The organism is Duganella sp. LjRoot269 (genome assembly GCF_964254095.1).
GTDB classification, from domain to species: domain Bacteria; phylum Pseudomonadota; class Gammaproteobacteria; order Burkholderiales; family Burkholderiaceae_D; genus Rugamonas; species Rugamonas hordei.
Map to the genome: position 1 here is coordinate 6,090,759 of NZ_CAXUSL020000001.1, position 15,501 is coordinate 6,106,259.

Genomic DNA, 15,501 nt, shown 5'->3' on the forward strand with positions numbered 1-15,501 from the left:
TAGGGTCAGGATGGTCAGGCCGGCGCGATCAGCAGCGTGCGCTGTTTGCGCGGCGGTGGCGGCGAGTAGCCGCCCTGCCCCGCCAGCTTGAACACGCTGACCGCCTGCGCCAGCAAGTCCGCCTGGTCGCGCATGCTTTGCGCGGCGGCGGCGGCTTCCTCCACCAGCGCGGCGTTCTGCTGCGTCACATCGTCGATCGACACGATGGCCTGATTGACCTGCTCGATCCCCGTGCTCTGCTCGCTGCTGGCGGCGCTGATCTGAGTCATGATGTCGGCCACCTGCTTGACCGCCTTGACGATGCCTTCCATCGTCACGCCGGCCTCGTCGACCAGCGCCGAACCGGCGTCCACCGTCTGCACCGAACGGCCGATCAGCTCCTTGATTTCCTTGGCCGCGCTGGCCGAGCGCTGCGCCAGCGTGCGCACCTCCGACGCCACCACGGCGAAGCCGCGCCCTTGCTCGCCGGCGCGCGCCGCTTCCACCGCCGCGTTCAAGGCCAGGATGTTGGTCTGGAACGCGATGCCGTCGATGACGCTGATGATGTCGACGATCTTGCCCGAGCTTTCCTTGATCGCGCCCATCGTGGTCACCACCTGGCCCACCACCGCGCCGCCCTTGGTGGCGAATTCCGACGCCGCCACCACCAGCTTGGTGGCCTGGCGCGCGTTCTCGGCGTTCTGCGTGACGGTGGAAGTGAGTTCCTCCATCGACGACGCCGTCTCTTCAAGGCTGGAGGCTTGCTGTTCGGTGCGGCTGGACAAGTCCATATTGCCGCTGGCGATCTGGTTCGACGCGGTGGCGATGGTATCCGTGCCCGAGCGCACCTGGCCGACGGTGCGCGCCAGGCTGTCGTTCATGTCGATCAGCGCGCGCAGCAGCTGGCCGGTTTCATCGGTGGTGGTGCATTCCATCTGCATCGTCAGGTCGCCGCCGGCCACCGCCTGCGCCATGCCGACCGCGCGGTTCAAGGGCCGCGTAATGCTGCCGGTGATCCAGAACAGCACCCATGACGCCAGCCCGGCCGCCACCACCGTCAGCAGTATCATCATGTTGCGCGAGCTGGAGAAGGATTGCGCGGCGACGGCGCTCGCGTCTTCGACCGCCGCGTTCTGGAACTTGACCAGCTCGGACAAGGCGTTCAGGTAGGCGGTCTGCTCCTTGCGCACCGTCGTCAACAGGTAATTGACCGACTCTTCGCGCTTGCTTTCGTCGTGCGACATCTGCACGAAGGCGGTCTGCACCGCCGCATACTTGTCGCGCGCGTCCAGCACCGCTTGCAGCTTGGCTTTGCTTTGAGGATCTTCGTCGTCGGCGATCAGCGCGGACAGCTTGTCCAGCCGGCCGGCGATTTCCACCTTGCGCTTGTCGACCCGCTCCAGCTCGGCCTTGACCACGGCGGTGTCTTTGGACAACATGGCGTTGCGCATGGCGCGGGCAATGTCGTTGAGACCGCCTATCGTTTCGTAAGCCAGTATCACCTTGGGAATTTTGTCGGCGGCGAGATCCTGGGTGTTGTTATTCAACTTGCCAAGATTGCCGATACCGATCACCGAAATGCCGACCATAAAGATGATCGACACGCCCAGGCCGGCGGCGAGCCGGGCCCCTATCTTCCAGTTTCCAATACCCATCACATGCTCCCCAGAGTAAGACCAAAGGCTTGAATTCTTGGTTGCCGCGTTTTAGTTTTGTGGTTTCAGTATATGGTCAATCAGACATCTCTGACGGAAATTTTCTGCAACTGTCAGACCGCCGCCACACCGGTGGCGGCGGCCTCCGGATCAGGACGGATCCCCGCCGTTCAAGGCGGCGTCGATATCGGCGCGGGTCAGGTCCGGCGCGAATTGCTGGATGAAATGGTAGGCGTACGAGCGCAGGTAGGCGCCGCGGCGCACCGCCAGCCGGGTGGTGTTTTGCGCAAACAGGTGCGACGCTTCCACCGCGCGCATGCCCTTGTCGCGGCCGTGGTCGAAGGCCATCGACGCCACGATGCCCACGCCCAGGCCAAGCGCGACGTACTGCTTGATGACGTCCGAATCCATCGCCGTCAGCACGATGTCGGGCTTGACGCCGGCCGCCGCAAACGCCGCGTCGATATGGCCGCGGCCGGTGAAGCCCACGTCATAGGTGATCAGCGGGAACTCGGCCAGGTCTTCCAGCCTGATCGGCGAGCGCGACAGCAACGGATGGCCGTCCGGCACCACGATCAAATGACTCCAGCGGTAGCAAGGGAAGGACACCAGGTCGGGGAACTGCGACAGGCCCTCGGTGGCGATGCCGATGTCGGTCTTGCCGGACAAAATCCATTCGGCGATGTGCTCGGGCGCGCTCTGCTGCAGGGCGATGCGCACGTCGGGATAGGCGGTGCGGAAGCTCTGCACCACTTTCGGCAGCGCGTAGCGCGCCTGCGTGTGGGTGGCCGCCACGCTCAGCGTGCCGCTTTGCTGGCCGGTGTATTCCAGGCTGGCCTGCTGCAGGTTTTCCGCCTCGATCAGCAGGCGGTCGATGATCTTCAGGATGCCCTTGCCCGGCTCGGTCATGCCGGTCAGGCGCTTGCCGTTGCGTTCGAAAATCACCACGCCCAGTTCGTCTTCCAGTTCGCGGATCTGGCGGCTGACGCCAGGCTGCGAGGTGAACAAGGCGTTCGCCACTTCGGTCAGGTTGTAGCCGCGTCGCGCGGCTTCGCGGATGGAGCGCAATTGTTGAAAATTCATATGGCGGCTCCTCCGTCAACGAACACATGCAGGCGTTTGGGACGCACCACCAGGGTTTCGCCTTCTTTCAGTTGCAGATGGCTGAAACGCTCGTTGGACATCACCGCTTCGATCAGCTCGGCGGTATCGCCGCGCTCCAGATCCAGTTGCGCCAGCGGGCCGATTGCATGGGCGCGGCGCAGCTTGACCACGATGCCTTCCGCGCCCGGCGTGTAGCGGTCGATCTCCAGGTCGTGCGGACGCACATAGGCGGTGCCGTTGCCGTCGGCCGAAGGCTGGCCCGGCACGGTGAACGAGGCGTCGCCGCTGGCGAGCACGCCGTCCTGCACGCGGCCGTGGAACATGTTCACGTTGCCGAGGAAGCCGTAGACGAACGGCGAGGCCGGATGGTTGTAGACCTCGCTCGGCGCGCCTATCTGTTCGACGTTACCCTTGTTCATCAGCACCACCTGGTCGGCCACTTCCAGCGCCTCTTCCTGGTCGTGGGTGACGAAGATCGACGTCACGTGCAGGTCGTCGTGCAGGCGCCGCAGCCAGCGGCGCAGTTCCTTGCGCACCTTGGCGTCCAGCGCACCGAACGGTTCGTCCAGCAGTAACACGCGAGGCTCCACCGCCAAGGCCCGCGCCAGGGCGATGCGCTGGCGCTGCCCGCCCGACAGTTGCGGCGGATAGCGGTCGGCCAGCCAGTCCAGCTGCACCAGCTCCAGCAGCTCCTTGACCTTGCAGCGGATCTGGTCTTCCGACGGCCGTTCGGCGCGCGGCTTGACGCGCAGGCCGAAGGCGACGTTTTCAAACACGGTCATGTGCTTGAACAGCGCGTAATGCTGGAACACGAAGCCGACCTGACGCTCGCGCACGTGGCGGTGGGAAGCGTCGTTGGCGTCCAGCAGCACCTGGCCCGAGTCAGGATGCTCGAGGCCGGCGATGATGCGCAGCAGCGTGGTCTTGCCGCAGCCGGACGGCCCCAGCAGCGCGGTCAGCTCGCCTTGCGGAAAGTCCAGCGACACATTGTTCAGGGCGACGAAATCGCCGAACCGTTTATTGATGTTTTTAACTTCGATCGTCATGGTATTACTCCGTAGGGCGCACGTCGTCGGCGATGGATTCGTTCAAGCGCCAGGCGATAAAGGATTTCAGGGCCAGCGTCACCAGCGCCAGCAGGGCCAGCAGGGACGCCACGGCGAAAGCTGCGGCAAAGTTGTATTCGTTGTACAGAATCTCGACCTGCAGCGGCACGGTGTTGGTCTCGCCGCGGATGTGGCCGGACACCACCGACACCGCGCCGAACTCGCCCATCGCGCGGGCGTTACACAGGATCACGCCGTACAGCAGGCCCCACTTGATGTTGGGCAGCGTGACGCGGCGGAAGGTGTCCCAGCCGGAGGCGCCCAGCACGATGGCGGCCTCCTCTTCCTCGCTGCCCTGCGCCTGCATCAGCGGGATCAGTTCGCGTGCGACGAATGGGAAGGTGACGAAGATGGTCGCCAGCACGATGCCCGGCACCGCGAACAGGATCTTGATGTCGTGCTCCTGCAGCCATGGGCCGAACCAGCCCTGCGCGCCGAACAGCAGCACGTAGATCAGGCCGGAGATCACCGGCGATACCGAGAACGGCAGGTCGATCAGGGTCAGCAGGATGCTCTTGCCGCGGAACTCGAACTTGGCGATGCACCACGACGCCGCCACGCCGAACACCAGGTTCAGCGGCACGGCGATGACGGCGGTGATCAGGGTCAGCTTGATGGCCGAGATCGCGTCTTCCTCGACGATGGCGGACACGTAGGCTTCCCAGCCCTTGCGGAAGGCTTCGACGAACACAGCCACCAGCGGCACGAACAGGAACAAGGTCAGGAAGGTCAGCGCGATGGCGATCAGCGCGCCGCGCACCCACAGCGGTTCGAGGATTTGCGGGGCCGACGGCAGTTCGCCGCGCCGCACTGCAGTAGCAGGAACAACAGGAACGCCGCTCATTATTTATTCCCCGACTTTCCGCGAGCCCAGGCTTGCAACAGGTTGATGGTCAACAGCATGAGGAAGGAGACGATCAGCATCACCACGGCGATCGCGGTGGCGCCGGCGTAGTCGTACTGCTCCAGCTTGGTGATGATGAACAGCGGCGTGATCTCGGACACCATCGGCATGTTGCCGGCGATGAAGATCACCGAGCCGTATTCGCCGGTGGCGCGGGCGAAGGCCAGCGCGAAGCCGGTCATCAGCGACGGCAGGATGGTCGGGAACACCACGCGGAAGAAGGTCTGGAAGGCGTTGGCGCCCAGGCTGGCGGCGGCCTCCTCCAGTTCGCGCTCGGCGTCCTCCAGCACCGGCTGCACGGTGCGCACCACGAACGGCAGGCCGATGAAGGTCAGCGCGATGACCACGCCGATCGGCGTGAACGCCACCTTCAGGCCCAGCATGCCTTCGAGAATGCGGCCGAACCAGCCGTTGGCCGAGTACAGCGCCGTCAGCGTGATGCCGGCCACGGCGGTGGGCAGCGCGAACGGCAGGTCGACCAGCGCGTCGACGATACGCTTGCCGGGGAATTCATAACGCACCAACACCCAGGCGACGATGCCGCCGAAGATGACGTTGATGAAGGCGCCGATCAGCGAGGCGCCGAAGGTCAGGCGGTACGAGGCCATCACCCGGTCCGACGTCACGGCGTGCCAGAACGCTTCCCAGGTCAGCGTGAACGTCTTCAGGAACACGGCCGACAGCGGGATCAGGACGATCAGCGTCAGGTAGAAAATGGTAAATCCCAGCGAGAGCCGGAAACCCGGCATCACGCGGTACGGCGCTCCCCTGGACGCAACGGGGGCCGTGGCGGGCGCTGCGAGAACTGCGGACATGTATGCTCCCTTATTACAAATTCTTCTATAAGGGCTGCATAATCTCATCTACGCTTCATAATACAAACGAAGCTTTTTTCATTTGATTAGACGATTCCGGTATATCGATCCGGAAATCCGTTCAAGATACGAGCTTGGCGGCAACCGCCACCAGAGTGAAGGCCAGCAGCCCGCGCAGCAGGCGTTCCGGCACGGCGCGCGCGGCGTAGGCGCCGATGGTGATGCCCGGCAGCGAGCCGACCAGCAAGGTCAGCAGCAAGGACCAGTTGATCGAGCCCAGCCACCAGTGGCCGACGGCGGCAATCGCGGTCAGCGGCACGGCGTAGGCGATGTCGGTGCCGGCCACTTCGGCCGCGCTCAGGCGCGGATACAGCATCACCAGCAGGGTCGCGCCGATGGCGCCAGCACCGATCGACGAGATCGTCACCAGCGTGCCCAGCACGGCGCCGGCAACGATGGTGGCGGTGGTCAGCGCGCTGCCCTGCAGCTGCCGTTCGGGACGGGCCGTGATCCAGGCCAGCATCTTGCGTTTGAATAGTAAGGCGACCACGGTCAACATCACCGAGCCGGCGATCATGTAGCGGATCACCTGGCCGATTTCCTGGTTGAGGGTGCCGAAATGCTTGAGCGCAAAGCTGGCCAGCAAGGCGGCCGGCAAGGCGCCGATGCACAGCCGGCGCACGATTTCCCAGTGCACCGTGCCGCGCATGCGGTGGGTGAAGGTGCCGACGCCCTTGGTCAGCGAGGCGAACGCCAGGTCGGTGCCGACCGCGACCGCCGGCGACACGCCGAACAACAGCGTCAACAGCGGCGTCATCAGCGAGCCGCCGCCCACGCCCGTCATGCCGACCAGCAGGCCGACCGCGAAACCAGATGCGACAAAGGACAAATCCATGCAATTCCCCAAGAGTAGCTCGCAGAGTAAACTACTCTAGGGAAACTTCCAAACAACGGAATGCTTATTTGCTTATGCGTTATTTATTGGGTTGTGGCGTGACGCGCAAGTATGGACGGGCGGCGGTATAGCCTTTCGGATACTTTTGCTTCAGCACTTCCGGGTCTTGCACGGTCAGCGGAATGATGACGTCGTCGCCGTCTTTCCAGTTGCCCGGGGTGGCCACGGTGTAGCCGTCCGTCAGCTGCAGCGCATCGATCACGCGCAGCACTTCGTCGAAGTTGCGGCCGGTGCTCATCGGATAGGTGATGCTCAGGCGCACCTTCTTGTTCGGGTCGATGACGAACAGCGTGCGCACGGTGGCCGTGGCCGAGGCGTTCGGATGGATCATGTCGTACAGCGTGGCGACCTTGCGGTCTTCGTCGGCGATGATGGGGAAGCCGACCACGGTGTCCTGGGTCTGCTCGATGTCGCTGATCCAGGCCTTGTGCGATTCGGCCGGATCGACCGACAGCGCGATCGCCTTGACGTTGCGCTTGTCGAATTCAGGTTTCAGCTTGGCGGTCAGGCCCAGCTCGGTGGTGCAGACGGGCGTGAAGTCCGCCGGGTGCGAAAACAACACCACCCACGAATTGCCAGCCCACTCGTGGAAGTGCAGCTTGCCGATGGAAGAGTCTTGTTCGAAATCAGGGGCGGTGTCGCCCAAACGCAGGGTCATGGTCATCTCCAGAGTAATTGTGAGTCAGTGGGCCGTCAGCGCGTTATTTTGCGCCTTTTCTGCTAAAAAATACAATATTTCGAGCCCTTCCGGCCAATCGCCCAGCCCCGACTCGGCATTGATGTGGCCCAGCGGACCACCGTTGATGAAGCGGCTGTGCCAGTGCCGCGCCCACAGTTCGGCGCGCGGCGCGGCCATCCACGGATCGTCGGTGCTGCCGACCATGACGGATGGCACCGGCAGCGCCTGCTTCGGCAGCAGCGCCGCCACATTGAATTTGTCGGGATCGGCCGGCGCCACCAGCAGCAGTCCGGCCACACCGGCCGGATCGCGCGCCACGCTGTGCACGGCGGCCAGGCTGCCGAAGCTGTGGGCGACGATCAGCAGCGGGCGCGGATCGTCGCCAGTGTTGACAACGGCGCGGCGCTGGCGGTCCACGCGCGCCGACCAGCGCGGCAGGTCCGGCACATCCCAGTCGTCCTGCTCGATTCGCTCGAAGGCCGGGAACAGGCGCTGCCAGCGGCTTTGCCAGTGCTCCGGTCCGCTGCCATGCAGACCGGGAGCAATCAACACGCGAAACTGGCTCAGCACACCGTCCATGATTACTTCGGCTGGTAGATCTGGTCGAACAGGCCGCCGTCGGCGAAGTGGGTCTTCTGCGCCTTGGTCCAGTCGCCGGCCACATCCGACAGCTTGAACAGCTTGACGTTAGGGAATTGGCCGGCGTATTTCTTCGCCTCCTTTTCCACGGCCGGACGGTAGTAGTTCTTGGCGATGATTTCCTGCGCCTCGTCGGTGTACAGGAAGTTCAGGTAAGCCTCGGCCACCTTGCGGGTGCCGCGCTTGTCGGCCACTTTGTCGACCACGGCCACCGGCGGTTCGGCCAGAATGGAGACCGACGGCGCGACGATGTCGAACTTGGTCGGACCCAGTTCCTTGATCGCCAGCAGCGCTTCGTTTTCCCAAGCGATCAGCACGTCGCCGATGCCGCGCTCGACAAAGGTGGTGGTGGCGCCGCGCGCGCCGGAGTCGAGCACCGGCACGTTCTTGTACAGCTTGGTCAGGAAGTCCTTGGCGGACGCTTCGCTGCCGCCCGGCAGGCGCAGCGCGTAGCCGTAGGCGGCCAGGTGGTTCCAGCGGGCGCCGCCGGAGGTCTTCGGATTCGGCGTGATGACGGCAACGCCCGGCTTGACCAGGTCGTTCCAGTCCTTGATGCCTTTAGGGTTGCCCTTGCGGACCAGGAACACGATGGTCGAGGTGTATGGCGTGCTGTTGTGCGCCAGCTTCTTCTGCCAGTCCGGCGCCAACAGCTTGTGCTCGGCGATGGCGTCGATGTCGTAGGCCAGCGCCAGCGACACCACGTCCGCCTCCAGGCCGTCGATGACCGAGCGCGCCTGCTTGCCCGAACCGCCGTGCGATTGCTTGATCTTGACCGTATCGCCAGTCTTGGCTTTCCACTCCTTGGCGAAGGCGACGTTGACGTCCTGGTACAGCTCGCGGGTCGGATCGTAGGACACGTTCAGCAAGGTGATTTCGGCGGCCAATGCCGGCACGGCAGCGGTTACGGCGAAAACGGCGGCGGCGATTATTTTTTTGGACAGCATCTGATTCCCCTAGTAGTGAAGGTCTTCAGGTTAATGCCGTCCCTTATAAATGAGAACTAAGCTTTTAGCAGTTCAATATGCCAAAACCGAATAAAGGATTCAGTAAAAGCGGTTGAACAACACGACGGCCCAGGCGGCCGCCGCCAGCAGGCACGTCAGCAGCACGGCGGCGCTGCCGAAGTCCTTGGCGTTCTTGGACAGCGGGTGGCGCTCCAGCGACACGCGGTCCACCACCGCCTCGATCGATGAATTGATCAGTTCCACGATCAATATCAGCATCAGCACGCCGATCAGCATCAATTTCTCGAACGCCGAGATGCGCAGCACCAGCGCGATGATGGTGCCCACCACGAACACACTGACCTCCTGGCGGAAAGCATGCTCGTGCTTCCATGCCGACTTGAAGCCGTCGATGGAATACAAACAGGCCGAATAGATACGTTTCAGGCCGCTCTTGCTCTTGAATTCGCTCACTGGTTCCATGGATGCGCCGGAAAAAATAGAATGCATCATTATGCATTAATTCCCATTTTTTTCACATTATGGTATAAAGTAAGTATCGCATACCGCACTGCACCAACCACATCATGAAAATCGAAACCGTTCCCGAGCAAAAGACCACTATCCAGGTGATCGAGCGCATGGTGGCGCTGCTCGATGCCCTGGCCAAGTATCCCGACCCCGTGAGCCTGAAGGAATTATCCAAGGTTTCCGGGCTACACCCGTCGACCGCGCACCGCATCCTCAACGATATGGTGCTGACCCGCTTTGTCGACCGCATCGAGCCGGGCACCTACCGGCTCGGCATGCGGCTGCTGGAACTGGGCAATGTGGTCAAGAGCCGGCTGTCGGTGCGCGAGGCCGCGCTGGATTTCATGCGTGCACTGCACAAAAAGACCCAGCAGACCATCAACCTGTCGGTGCGCCAGGGCGACGAGATCGTCTACATCGACCGCGCGTTCTCGGAACGCTCGGGCATGCAGGTGGTGCGCGCCATCGGCGGACGCGGCCCGCTGCACCTGACCTCGACCGGCAAGCTGTTCCTGTCGGTGGACGAGCCGAAAGCCATCCGCGCCTACGCCACGCGGACCGGACTGGCCGGGCACAACAAGAATTCGATCACCGACCTGGCCAAGCTGGAACGCGAGCTGAGCCTGGTGAAATCGCGCGGCTACGCGCGCGACAATGAAGAGCTGGAGCTGGGGGTGCGCTGCATGGCCGCCGGCATCCACGACGACAGCGGCAAGCTGATTGCCGGGCTGTCGATCTCGGCGCCGGCCGACCGTCTGCAGGACGAGTGGCTGGACGACCTGGTCACGACCGCCAACCAGATCTCCGCCACGCTGGGTTACATCCCGGTCGAATAAGACGGGCTGCTGACCAGGGTTGCAGGCTTCAACGCCTCCAGCCACTTGCGCATGCGGCCGGCATCGGCCGTACGCGACTGCTTGCCCTTGGAATCCAGGAACACCATGATCACCGAGCGGCCCTCGATCACGGCCTGCATCATCAGGCAGCGGCCGGCTTCATTGATGAATCCGGTTTTCTGCAGGCCGATAGTCCAGTCCGGGCTGGCCACCAGGTGATTGGTGGTGCCGAACTGCATCGGACGGCCATTGGTTTCGATCATGGCCTTGGCGTCGGTGGAGTACTGGCGCAGGATGGGCTGCTGATACGCCGCCATCGCCAGCTTGGCCAGGTCGCGCGCGCTGGCCACATTCATTTTCGACAGGCCGTTGGAATCGACGTAGTGCGTGTCGACCATGCCCAGCTCGCGGGCCTTGGCGTTCATCGCTTCGACAAACGCGGCTTTGCCGCCCGGATAGTTGCGGCCCAGCGCGGACGCTGCGCGGTTCTCCGAACTCATCAGGGCCACGTGCAGCATGTTGGCGCGGGTCAGCTGGGAGCCGACCTTCAGGCGCGAACTGCTGAACTTCTCGCGGTCGACATCCTCGTCGGTCACGGTCAGCACTTCATCCATGTCCTGCTTGGCTTCCACCACCACCAGGCCGGTCATCATCTTGGTGATCGAGGCGATCGGCAAGGCGACGTTGGAATTCTTTTCAAACAGCACTTCGGAATTGGCCTGGTCCAGCACCAGCGCGACGTTGGACTTGAGGTCCAGCGGATCGTGGGTCATGTTCAGGCCGGCCAGGTCGCCCATGGTCGGCACGGCGGGCGCGGCCACCATCATGCGCTGGTACACCACCTTGCGATGGCCGTTGACCTTGATGACGCGCTTGATCACCCGCTCGCCGGTATCGGCGGCGGCGATGCGCAGAGGCTGACGGGTCTTGCTCTTCTTGGTCTGATGTTTCTTCGGCGCGGCATCGGTGGCCGTCGCAGCCGTTGCGGTCACCGCCGTGGAAGCGAACATCAGTGAAATGAGCGCACTAAGAGCTAATTTATACATTCATATCCCCGGAAAAGAGCAATACCACGAAAGCGAAGCACCTGTTGCAGTGTAGCAAAACGCTGCACGAGCGCAAGCATATTTAACATTGAACGCATCATTGGTTGCAATGACGCAATACGGTTTTAACAAGCTAGTTCTAATCGACAAATTTAACAAATTCTTCAACCCGCATACGGTCTGTGATCAAAGTATTCTCAATCTTTGTCGGATCGGCCACGCCAAGCGCCATGCCGCACACCACGATTTCATTTTCCGGCAAGCCCAGCACTTGTCCGATGACCCGATGATACTGGGTAAATGCCGCCTGCGGACAGGTATCGAGCCCGCGCGCCCGAGCCGCCACCATGATGTTCTGCAGGAACATCCCGTAGTCCAGCCAGGAGCCCTGCTCCATGATGCGGTCCATTGTGAAAATCAAGCCGACCGGGGCGCCGAAGAATTCATAGTTGCGGCCGTGCTGAGCCGCCATGCCGGCCTTGTTGTCGCGGGTCAGCCCCAGTAGTGCATACAAGTCCCAGCCGACCTTGCGCCGGCGTTCGATGAAAGGTGACACCCATTCGCGCGGGTAGTACGCATATTCCTCGGTGTGCAGTTTCGCCTGCTCTGGGTCAGTATGTATGGCCAGAATCGCAGAACTCAACTGTTGTTTGCGCTCGCCGTCGAGCACGTAGACTTTCCAGGGCTGGGTATTGGTGCCGGACGGCGCCCGCGCCGCCACCCGCAGGATCTGCGCCACATCCTCGCGCGCCACCGGCTGCGGCAGGTAGGCGCGGATCGAGCGGCGCGAGGTGATTGCCGCATCGACGGCTTGCTGGTCGGGAGTAGAAATCATGGAGCCTCGCTTATTTGGTTTTTTTGACGACGAATACCACGCCTGTCACCGCCAGCACCATTCCCAGTATGCCGAGGGCGTTGAAAGCTTCACCAAACATCAGCCAGGCCATGATGGCGGTGGTGGGCGGCGTGAGATACAACAAACTGGTGACCTGGGTGGCGTCGCTGCGGCGTATCAGCGCGAACAGCAGGAAAATCGCGCCGATCGACAAACCCAGCACCGACCACAGCAAGGCGCCGATGAAGCGCGGCGTCCACTGCACCGCAGCAAAATCCGCGCCCAGACCTTCGAATATGATAGCCAAAGGCAGCACGACGACCAGGGAGGCGGCGAACTGGATGACGGTGCCGGTGCGCAGGTCGAACTGCGGACAATGGCGTTTTTGATACAGGGTGCCGACGGTAATCGACAGCAGCGCGAACATGCACAGCAGGATGGCCTCGGTCGACAGGCCGGCCAGCTTGATCTTGGCGGCCACCACCAGCCCCACCCCGACTATGCCGAACAGCAGACCCAGCCACTGGCGCGGACGCACTTTTTCGCCGATCAGCGGCGCCGCGAAGGCGGTCAGGATGGGCTGCATGCCGACGATCAGCGCCGTCAAGCCGGCCGGCATGCCGAGCTTGATCGCGCACCAGACGCCGATCAGGTAGCCGGCCTGCACCAGCAGGCCGGCCAGCGCGATCTGCCAGATCCGGCCATGCGGCCAGGGCGCCTTCAGCAGCAGCACGGCCGGCACCAGCAACAGCAGCACGCCGGCGAAGCGCATCACCAGGAAAGTCAGCGGCGGCGCGTACGGTAGTCCGAACTTGGCGACGATAAATCCGCTGCTCCACAATAGTACAAAAAACAACGGTAGCGGCGACAGGAAGGTGGCGTGCTGCGCGGTCGCTGCGGCCTTGGTGGAGTTGGGCATATCGGCAGGAATATTCACTAGCTAAATGAAAGTAAATCGGCGCCGCATTGGGGCGCCGACTGTGGATGAGGCCAGTCTATCACGGCGGCCCGAATGCCATCGGCGGCGGCCCCCAGTGTGGATGTTTCTACAAGAAAACACTTTGCTTTGGATAGAGTCCATTCTTTGATGCAACGCACAAAAAATCGCTTGACTTAATTTCTGAAGGCCGTAAAATCGGGTTTGTTGCGTTGCACAATATGTTCGGTCTGAAACGTGGGTTCTCTGTTTCTCGCCGACGGTTAGAAACGGCAGTACTTAATCAATGACTACTTTCCTGGAGATTTATATGTTTTCGATTCCTGAGCAATTTTCCAATGCGACCAAAGCTAACTTCGAAGCTCAATTCGCGATCTTCTCGGCCCTGACCAACAAAGCGTTCGAAGGCGTGGAGAAGTTTGTCGACCTGAACCTGACCGCTGCCAAGGCATCGCTGGAAGAGTCGTCGATCACCACCAAGCAACTGCTGTCGGCCAAGGATCCACAAGAATTCTTCTCGCTGGCTTCGGCACAAGCCCAGCCTAGCGCAGAAAAAACCATCGCTTACGGCCGTCACCTGGCGACCATCGCTTCGAGCACCGGCGCTGAATTCAGCAAAGCCGCAGAAACGCAAATCGCTGAAACCAACCGCAAAGTCATCTCGCTGGTGGAAGAAGTGAGCAAGAACGCCCCAGCTGGTTCGGAAAACGCTGTTGCCATGCTGAAATCGGCAATCGGCAACGCCAACGCCGGCTACGAGCAGTTCACCAAGACCGCCAAGCAAGCTGTTGAGTCGATCGAGTCGAACCTGAGCTCGGCCGTGAACCAGTTCACCGCTGCCGCCGCCAAGGCTGCTCCAGCGAAGAAGTAATTAAGGACGTCCGGCACGGTAGGGTGCCGGCTCCTGCAAAGAAAAGCCCCGGTCGCAACACCGGGGCTTTTTTTAATCCGGGGTCAGAGCTGACATTTGGACACGGTCTCTGCTGTAGCGGTCGCTACAGCAGAGACCGTGTCCAAATGTCAGCTCTGACCCCGGATCTTTATTCGCCGAGGTAGGCGGCTTTGACGCGGGGATCGTCCAGCATGTCCTTGGCGTTGCCGGTCATCGTGATGTGGCCGGAGTCCATGACGTAACCGCGGTGCGCGGCCTGCAGCGCCAGCTTGGCGTTCTGCTCCACCAGCAGGATCGTGATGCCTTCTTTCGACACGTTGCGGATCACTTCGAAGATCTTCTCGACCATGATCGGCGACAGGCCCATCGACGGCTCGTCCAGCAGCAGCAAATTCGGATGCGACATCAGCGCGCGCGCCATCGCCAGCATCTGCTGCTCGCCGCCCGACAGCGTGCCCGCCATCTGCGCCGCGCGTTCCTTCAGGCGCGGGAACACATCGAACCACTTGGCGATGTCGGCCTCGATGCCGGCCTTGTCGTCGCGGGTGTAGGCGCCCATCATCAGGTTTTCCTGGATCGACATGCGGGTGAACACGCCGCGCCCTTCCGGCACCATCGCCAGTTTCTTCTCGACCAGGTGGAACGACTTGCTGCCCTTCAGCGACTCGCCCTGGTAGGTCACCGTGCCTTCGACCTTGCAAGGTGGCAGCGTGCCGGTGATGGCTTTCAAGGTCGTCGTCTTGCCGGCGCCGTTGGCGCCGATCAGCGCGATCAGCTCGCCCTTGTTCACTTCCAGATCGATACCCTTGACGGCCTTGATGCCGCCGTACGCGACTTTCAGTCCCGATACTTTAAGAACGTTGTCGCCCATTAGTGCGATCCTCCCAGGTAGGCGTCGATAACCGCCTGATTGCTTTGTATTTCCGCCGGCAGACCCTCGGCGATCGGCTTGCCGTATTCCAGCACCATCAGCCGGTCGCACAGGCCCATCATCATCTTGACGTCGTGCTCGATCAGCAGCACGGTCTTGCCTTCGTTCTTGATCTTGACCAGCAGCTCGCGCAGCGCCAGCTTCTCGGTGGCGTTCATGCCGGCCGCCGGTTCATCGAGCGCCAGCAGTTGCGGATCGGTCGCCAGCGCGCGGGCGATTTCCAGCCGGCGCTGGTCGCCGTACGACAGGAAGCGCGCCGTGCGGCTGGCGAACTGGCCGATGCCGACGAAGTCCAGCAGCTCCTGCGCGCGCTTGCGGATCGATGCTTCCTCCTCGCGCGCGGCCTTGTGGCGGAACACGGCGCCGAACACGCCCTGGTGCGAACGCACGTGGCGGCCGACCATGACGTTTTCCAGCGCGGTCATCTCGCCGAACAGGCGGATGTTCTGGAAGGTGCGGGCGATGCCGGCCTTGGCCACCTCATGCGGCGCCGACGGCGAGTATGGCTTGCCGGCCAGCTCGAAAGTGCCGGTGTCCGGCTGGTACAGGCCGGTGATGACGTTGAAGAAGGTGGTCTTGCCGGCGCCGTTGGGGCCGATCAGGCCGTAGATCTGGCCCTTCATGATCTTGATGCCGACATCGGTCAGCGCCTGCAGGCCGCCGAAGCGCTTGTTGACGCCGGCGATGTGGAGAATTACCTGTTCACTCATTTC

Annotated in this window: 17 protein-coding genes; 2 read left to right on the forward strand and 15 right to left on the reverse strand. The window is 62.4% G+C overall.

Annotated elements, in window-relative coordinates:
* Positions 1-14: 14 nt before the first annotated feature.
* The 10 genes from ACSQ3S_RS27265 to ACSQ3S_RS27310 all read right to left on the reverse strand — a co-directional run bounded on the left by ACSQ3S_RS27265 (position 15) and on the right by ACSQ3S_RS27310 (position 9,263).
* Complete coding sequence (locus ACSQ3S_RS27265) at positions 15-1,634, reverse strand: methyl-accepting chemotaxis protein (protein ID WP_436144326.1); 1,620 nt, start codon at positions 1,632-1,634, stop codon at positions 15-17.
* Positions 1,635-1,784: 150 nt separating this feature from the next.
* Positions 1,785-2,717, reverse strand: coding sequence for a CysB family HTH-type transcriptional regulator (locus tag ACSQ3S_RS27270; RefSeq protein WP_176654121.1), 933 nt, complete (start codon positions 2,715-2,717; stop codon positions 1,785-1,787).
* Positions 2,714-3,784 (reverse strand): sulfate/molybdate ABC transporter ATP-binding protein, encoded by a 1,071-nt coding sequence (locus ACSQ3S_RS27275; RefSeq protein ID WP_436144327.1) that lies wholly within the window; start codon positions 3,782-3,784, stop codon positions 2,714-2,716. The genes ACSQ3S_RS27270 and ACSQ3S_RS27275 overlap by 4 nt, the downstream gene beginning before the upstream one ends.
* Before the next feature lie 4 nt (positions 3,785-3,788).
* Positions 3,789-4,688, reverse strand: coding sequence for a sulfate ABC transporter permease subunit CysW (cysW, locus tag ACSQ3S_RS27280; protein ID WP_176654119.1), 900 nt, complete (start codon positions 4,686-4,688; stop codon positions 3,789-3,791).
* On the reverse strand, positions 4,688-5,497 hold the full coding sequence (gene cysT, locus ACSQ3S_RS27285; RefSeq protein WP_413448453.1) for a sulfate ABC transporter permease subunit CysT: 810 nt from the start codon (positions 5,495-5,497) through the stop codon (positions 4,688-4,690). Before cysT ends, cysW begins: the two co-directional genes overlap by 1 nt.
* Before the next feature lie 187 nt (positions 5,498-5,684).
* Positions 5,685-6,458 carry a sulfite exporter TauE/SafE family protein gene (locus tag ACSQ3S_RS27290; RefSeq protein WP_176654117.1) on the reverse strand — a complete coding sequence of 258 codons (774 nt, stop codon included), beginning with the start codon at positions 6,456-6,458 and terminating at the stop codon, positions 5,685-5,687.
* 79 nt (positions 6,459-6,537) lie between these two features.
* Complete coding sequence (locus ACSQ3S_RS27295) at positions 6,538-7,176, reverse strand: peroxiredoxin (protein WP_176654116.1); 639 nt, start codon at positions 7,174-7,176, stop codon at positions 6,538-6,540.
* Positions 7,177-7,200: 24 nt separating this feature from the next.
* Positions 7,201-7,776, reverse strand: a complete 576-nt coding sequence (locus ACSQ3S_RS27300) for an RBBP9/YdeN family alpha/beta hydrolase (RefSeq protein ID WP_353403260.1) — start codon at positions 7,774-7,776, stop codon at positions 7,201-7,203.
* A 2-nt stretch (positions 7,777-7,778) separates the two neighbouring features.
* Entirely contained in the window at positions 7,779-8,780 is a 1,002-nt protein-coding gene (locus ACSQ3S_RS27305; protein WP_413448449.1) for a sulfate ABC transporter substrate-binding protein, read from the reverse strand.
* A gap of 99 nt (positions 8,781-8,879) precedes the next feature.
* Positions 8,880-9,263 (reverse strand): diacylglycerol kinase, encoded by a 384-nt coding sequence (locus ACSQ3S_RS27310; RefSeq protein ID WP_436144328.1) that lies wholly within the window; start codon positions 9,261-9,263, stop codon positions 8,880-8,882.
* A 104-nt stretch (positions 9,264-9,367) separates the two neighbouring features.
* On the opposite strand from ACSQ3S_RS27310, the gene ACSQ3S_RS27315 reads away from it, so the two are divergent.
* Positions 9,368-10,147 (forward strand): IclR family transcriptional regulator, encoded by a 780-nt coding sequence (locus ACSQ3S_RS27315; RefSeq protein ID WP_176654112.1) that lies wholly within the window; start codon positions 9,368-9,370, stop codon positions 10,145-10,147.
* Here ACSQ3S_RS27315 and pbpG read toward each other — a convergent pair.
* From pbpG to ACSQ3S_RS27330, 3 genes are all read right to left on the reverse strand, one after another.
* A complete protein-coding gene (gene pbpG / locus ACSQ3S_RS27320) occupies positions 10,129-11,193 on the reverse strand; it encodes a D-alanyl-D-alanine endopeptidase (RefSeq protein WP_436144329.1) in 1,065 nt (354 codons plus the stop codon). The two genes, ACSQ3S_RS27315 and pbpG, sit on opposite strands and share 19 nt — an antisense overlap.
* A 139-nt stretch (positions 11,194-11,332) precedes the next feature.
* Positions 11,333-12,028, reverse strand: a complete 696-nt coding sequence (locus ACSQ3S_RS27325; protein WP_436144330.1) for a nitroreductase — start codon at positions 12,026-12,028, stop codon at positions 11,333-11,335.
* A 10-nt stretch (positions 12,029-12,038) separates the two neighbouring features.
* Positions 12,039-12,947, reverse strand: coding sequence for a DMT family transporter (locus ACSQ3S_RS27330; RefSeq protein ID WP_436144331.1), 909 nt, complete (start codon positions 12,945-12,947; stop codon positions 12,039-12,041).
* 328 nt (positions 12,948-13,275) lie between these two features.
* Here ACSQ3S_RS27330 and ACSQ3S_RS27335 point away from each other — a divergent pair, with 328 nt between their 5' ends.
* Entirely contained in the window at positions 13,276-13,836 is a 561-nt protein-coding gene (locus tag ACSQ3S_RS27335; protein WP_176654108.1) for a phasin family protein, read from the forward strand.
* 169 nt (positions 13,837-14,005) lie between these two features.
* Here ACSQ3S_RS27335 and ACSQ3S_RS27340 read toward each other — a convergent pair whose 3' ends face one another.
* On the reverse strand, positions 14,006-14,728 hold the full coding sequence (locus tag ACSQ3S_RS27340; RefSeq protein WP_176654105.1) for an ABC transporter ATP-binding protein: 723 nt from the start codon (positions 14,726-14,728) through the stop codon (positions 14,006-14,008).
* Positions 14,728-15,498: an ABC transporter ATP-binding protein gene (locus ACSQ3S_RS27345; protein WP_176654104.1), complete on the reverse strand. Its 771-nt coding sequence runs from the start codon at positions 15,496-15,498 to the stop codon at positions 14,728-14,730. Before ACSQ3S_RS27345 ends, ACSQ3S_RS27340 begins: the two co-directional genes overlap by 1 nt.
* Positions 15,499-15,501: the final 3 nt, after the last annotated feature.

Coding starts and splice junctions, on each gene's coding strand:
- ACSQ3S_RS27265 (WP_436144326.1), bottom strand. CDS start 1,634: ATGGGTATTGGAAACTGGAAGATAGGGGCCCGGCTCGCCGCCGGCCTG.
- ACSQ3S_RS27270 (WP_176654121.1), bottom strand. CDS start 2,717: ATGAATTTTCAACAATTGCGCTCCATCCGCGAAGCCGCGCGACGCGGC.
- ACSQ3S_RS27275 (WP_436144327.1), bottom strand. CDS start 3,784: ATGACGATCGAAGTTAAAAACATCAATAAACGGTTCGGCGATTTCGTC.
- cysW (WP_176654119.1), bottom strand. CDS start 4,688: ATGAGCGGCGTTCCTGTTGTTCCTGCTACTGCAGTGCGGCGCGGCGAA.
- cysT (WP_413448453.1), bottom strand. CDS start 5,497: ATGCCGGGTTTCCGGCTCTCGCTGGGATTTACCATTTTCTACCTGACG.
- ACSQ3S_RS27290 (WP_176654117.1), bottom strand. CDS start 6,458: ATGGATTTGTCCTTTGTCGCATCTGGTTTCGCGGTCGGCCTGCTGGTC.
- ACSQ3S_RS27295 (WP_176654116.1), bottom strand. CDS start 7,176: ATGACCCTGCGTTTGGGCGACACCGCCCCTGATTTCGAACAAGACTCT.
- ACSQ3S_RS27300 (WP_353403260.1), bottom strand. CDS start 7,776: ATGGACGGTGTGCTGAGCCAGTTTCGCGTGTTGATTGCTCCCGGTCTG.
- ACSQ3S_RS27305 (WP_413448449.1), bottom strand. CDS start 8,780: ATGCTGTCCAAAAAAATAATCGCCGCCGCCGTTTTCGCCGTAACCGCT.
- ACSQ3S_RS27310 (WP_436144328.1), bottom strand. CDS start 9,263: ATGGAACCAGTGAGCGAATTCAAGAGCAAGAGCGGCCTGAAACGTATC.
- ACSQ3S_RS27315 (WP_176654112.1), top strand. CDS start 9,368: ATGAAAATCGAAACCGTTCCCGAGCAAAAGACCACTATCCAGGTGATC.
- pbpG (WP_436144329.1), bottom strand. CDS start 11,193: ATGTATAAATTAGCTCTTAGTGCGCTCATTTCACTGATGTTCGCTTCC.
- ACSQ3S_RS27325 (WP_436144330.1), bottom strand. CDS start 12,028: ATGATTTCTACTCCCGACCAGCAAGCCGTCGATGCGGCAATCACCTCG.
- ACSQ3S_RS27330 (WP_436144331.1), bottom strand. CDS start 12,947: ATGCCCAACTCCACCAAGGCCGCAGCGACCGCGCAGCACGCCACCTTC.
- ACSQ3S_RS27335 (WP_176654108.1), top strand. CDS start 13,276: ATGTTTTCGATTCCTGAGCAATTTTCCAATGCGACCAAAGCTAACTTC.
- ACSQ3S_RS27340 (WP_176654105.1), bottom strand. CDS start 14,728: ATGGGCGACAACGTTCTTAAAGTATCGGGACTGAAAGTCGCGTACGGC.
- ACSQ3S_RS27345 (WP_176654104.1), bottom strand. CDS start 15,498: ATGAGTGAACAGGTAATTCTCCACATCGCCGGCGTCAACAAGCGCTTC.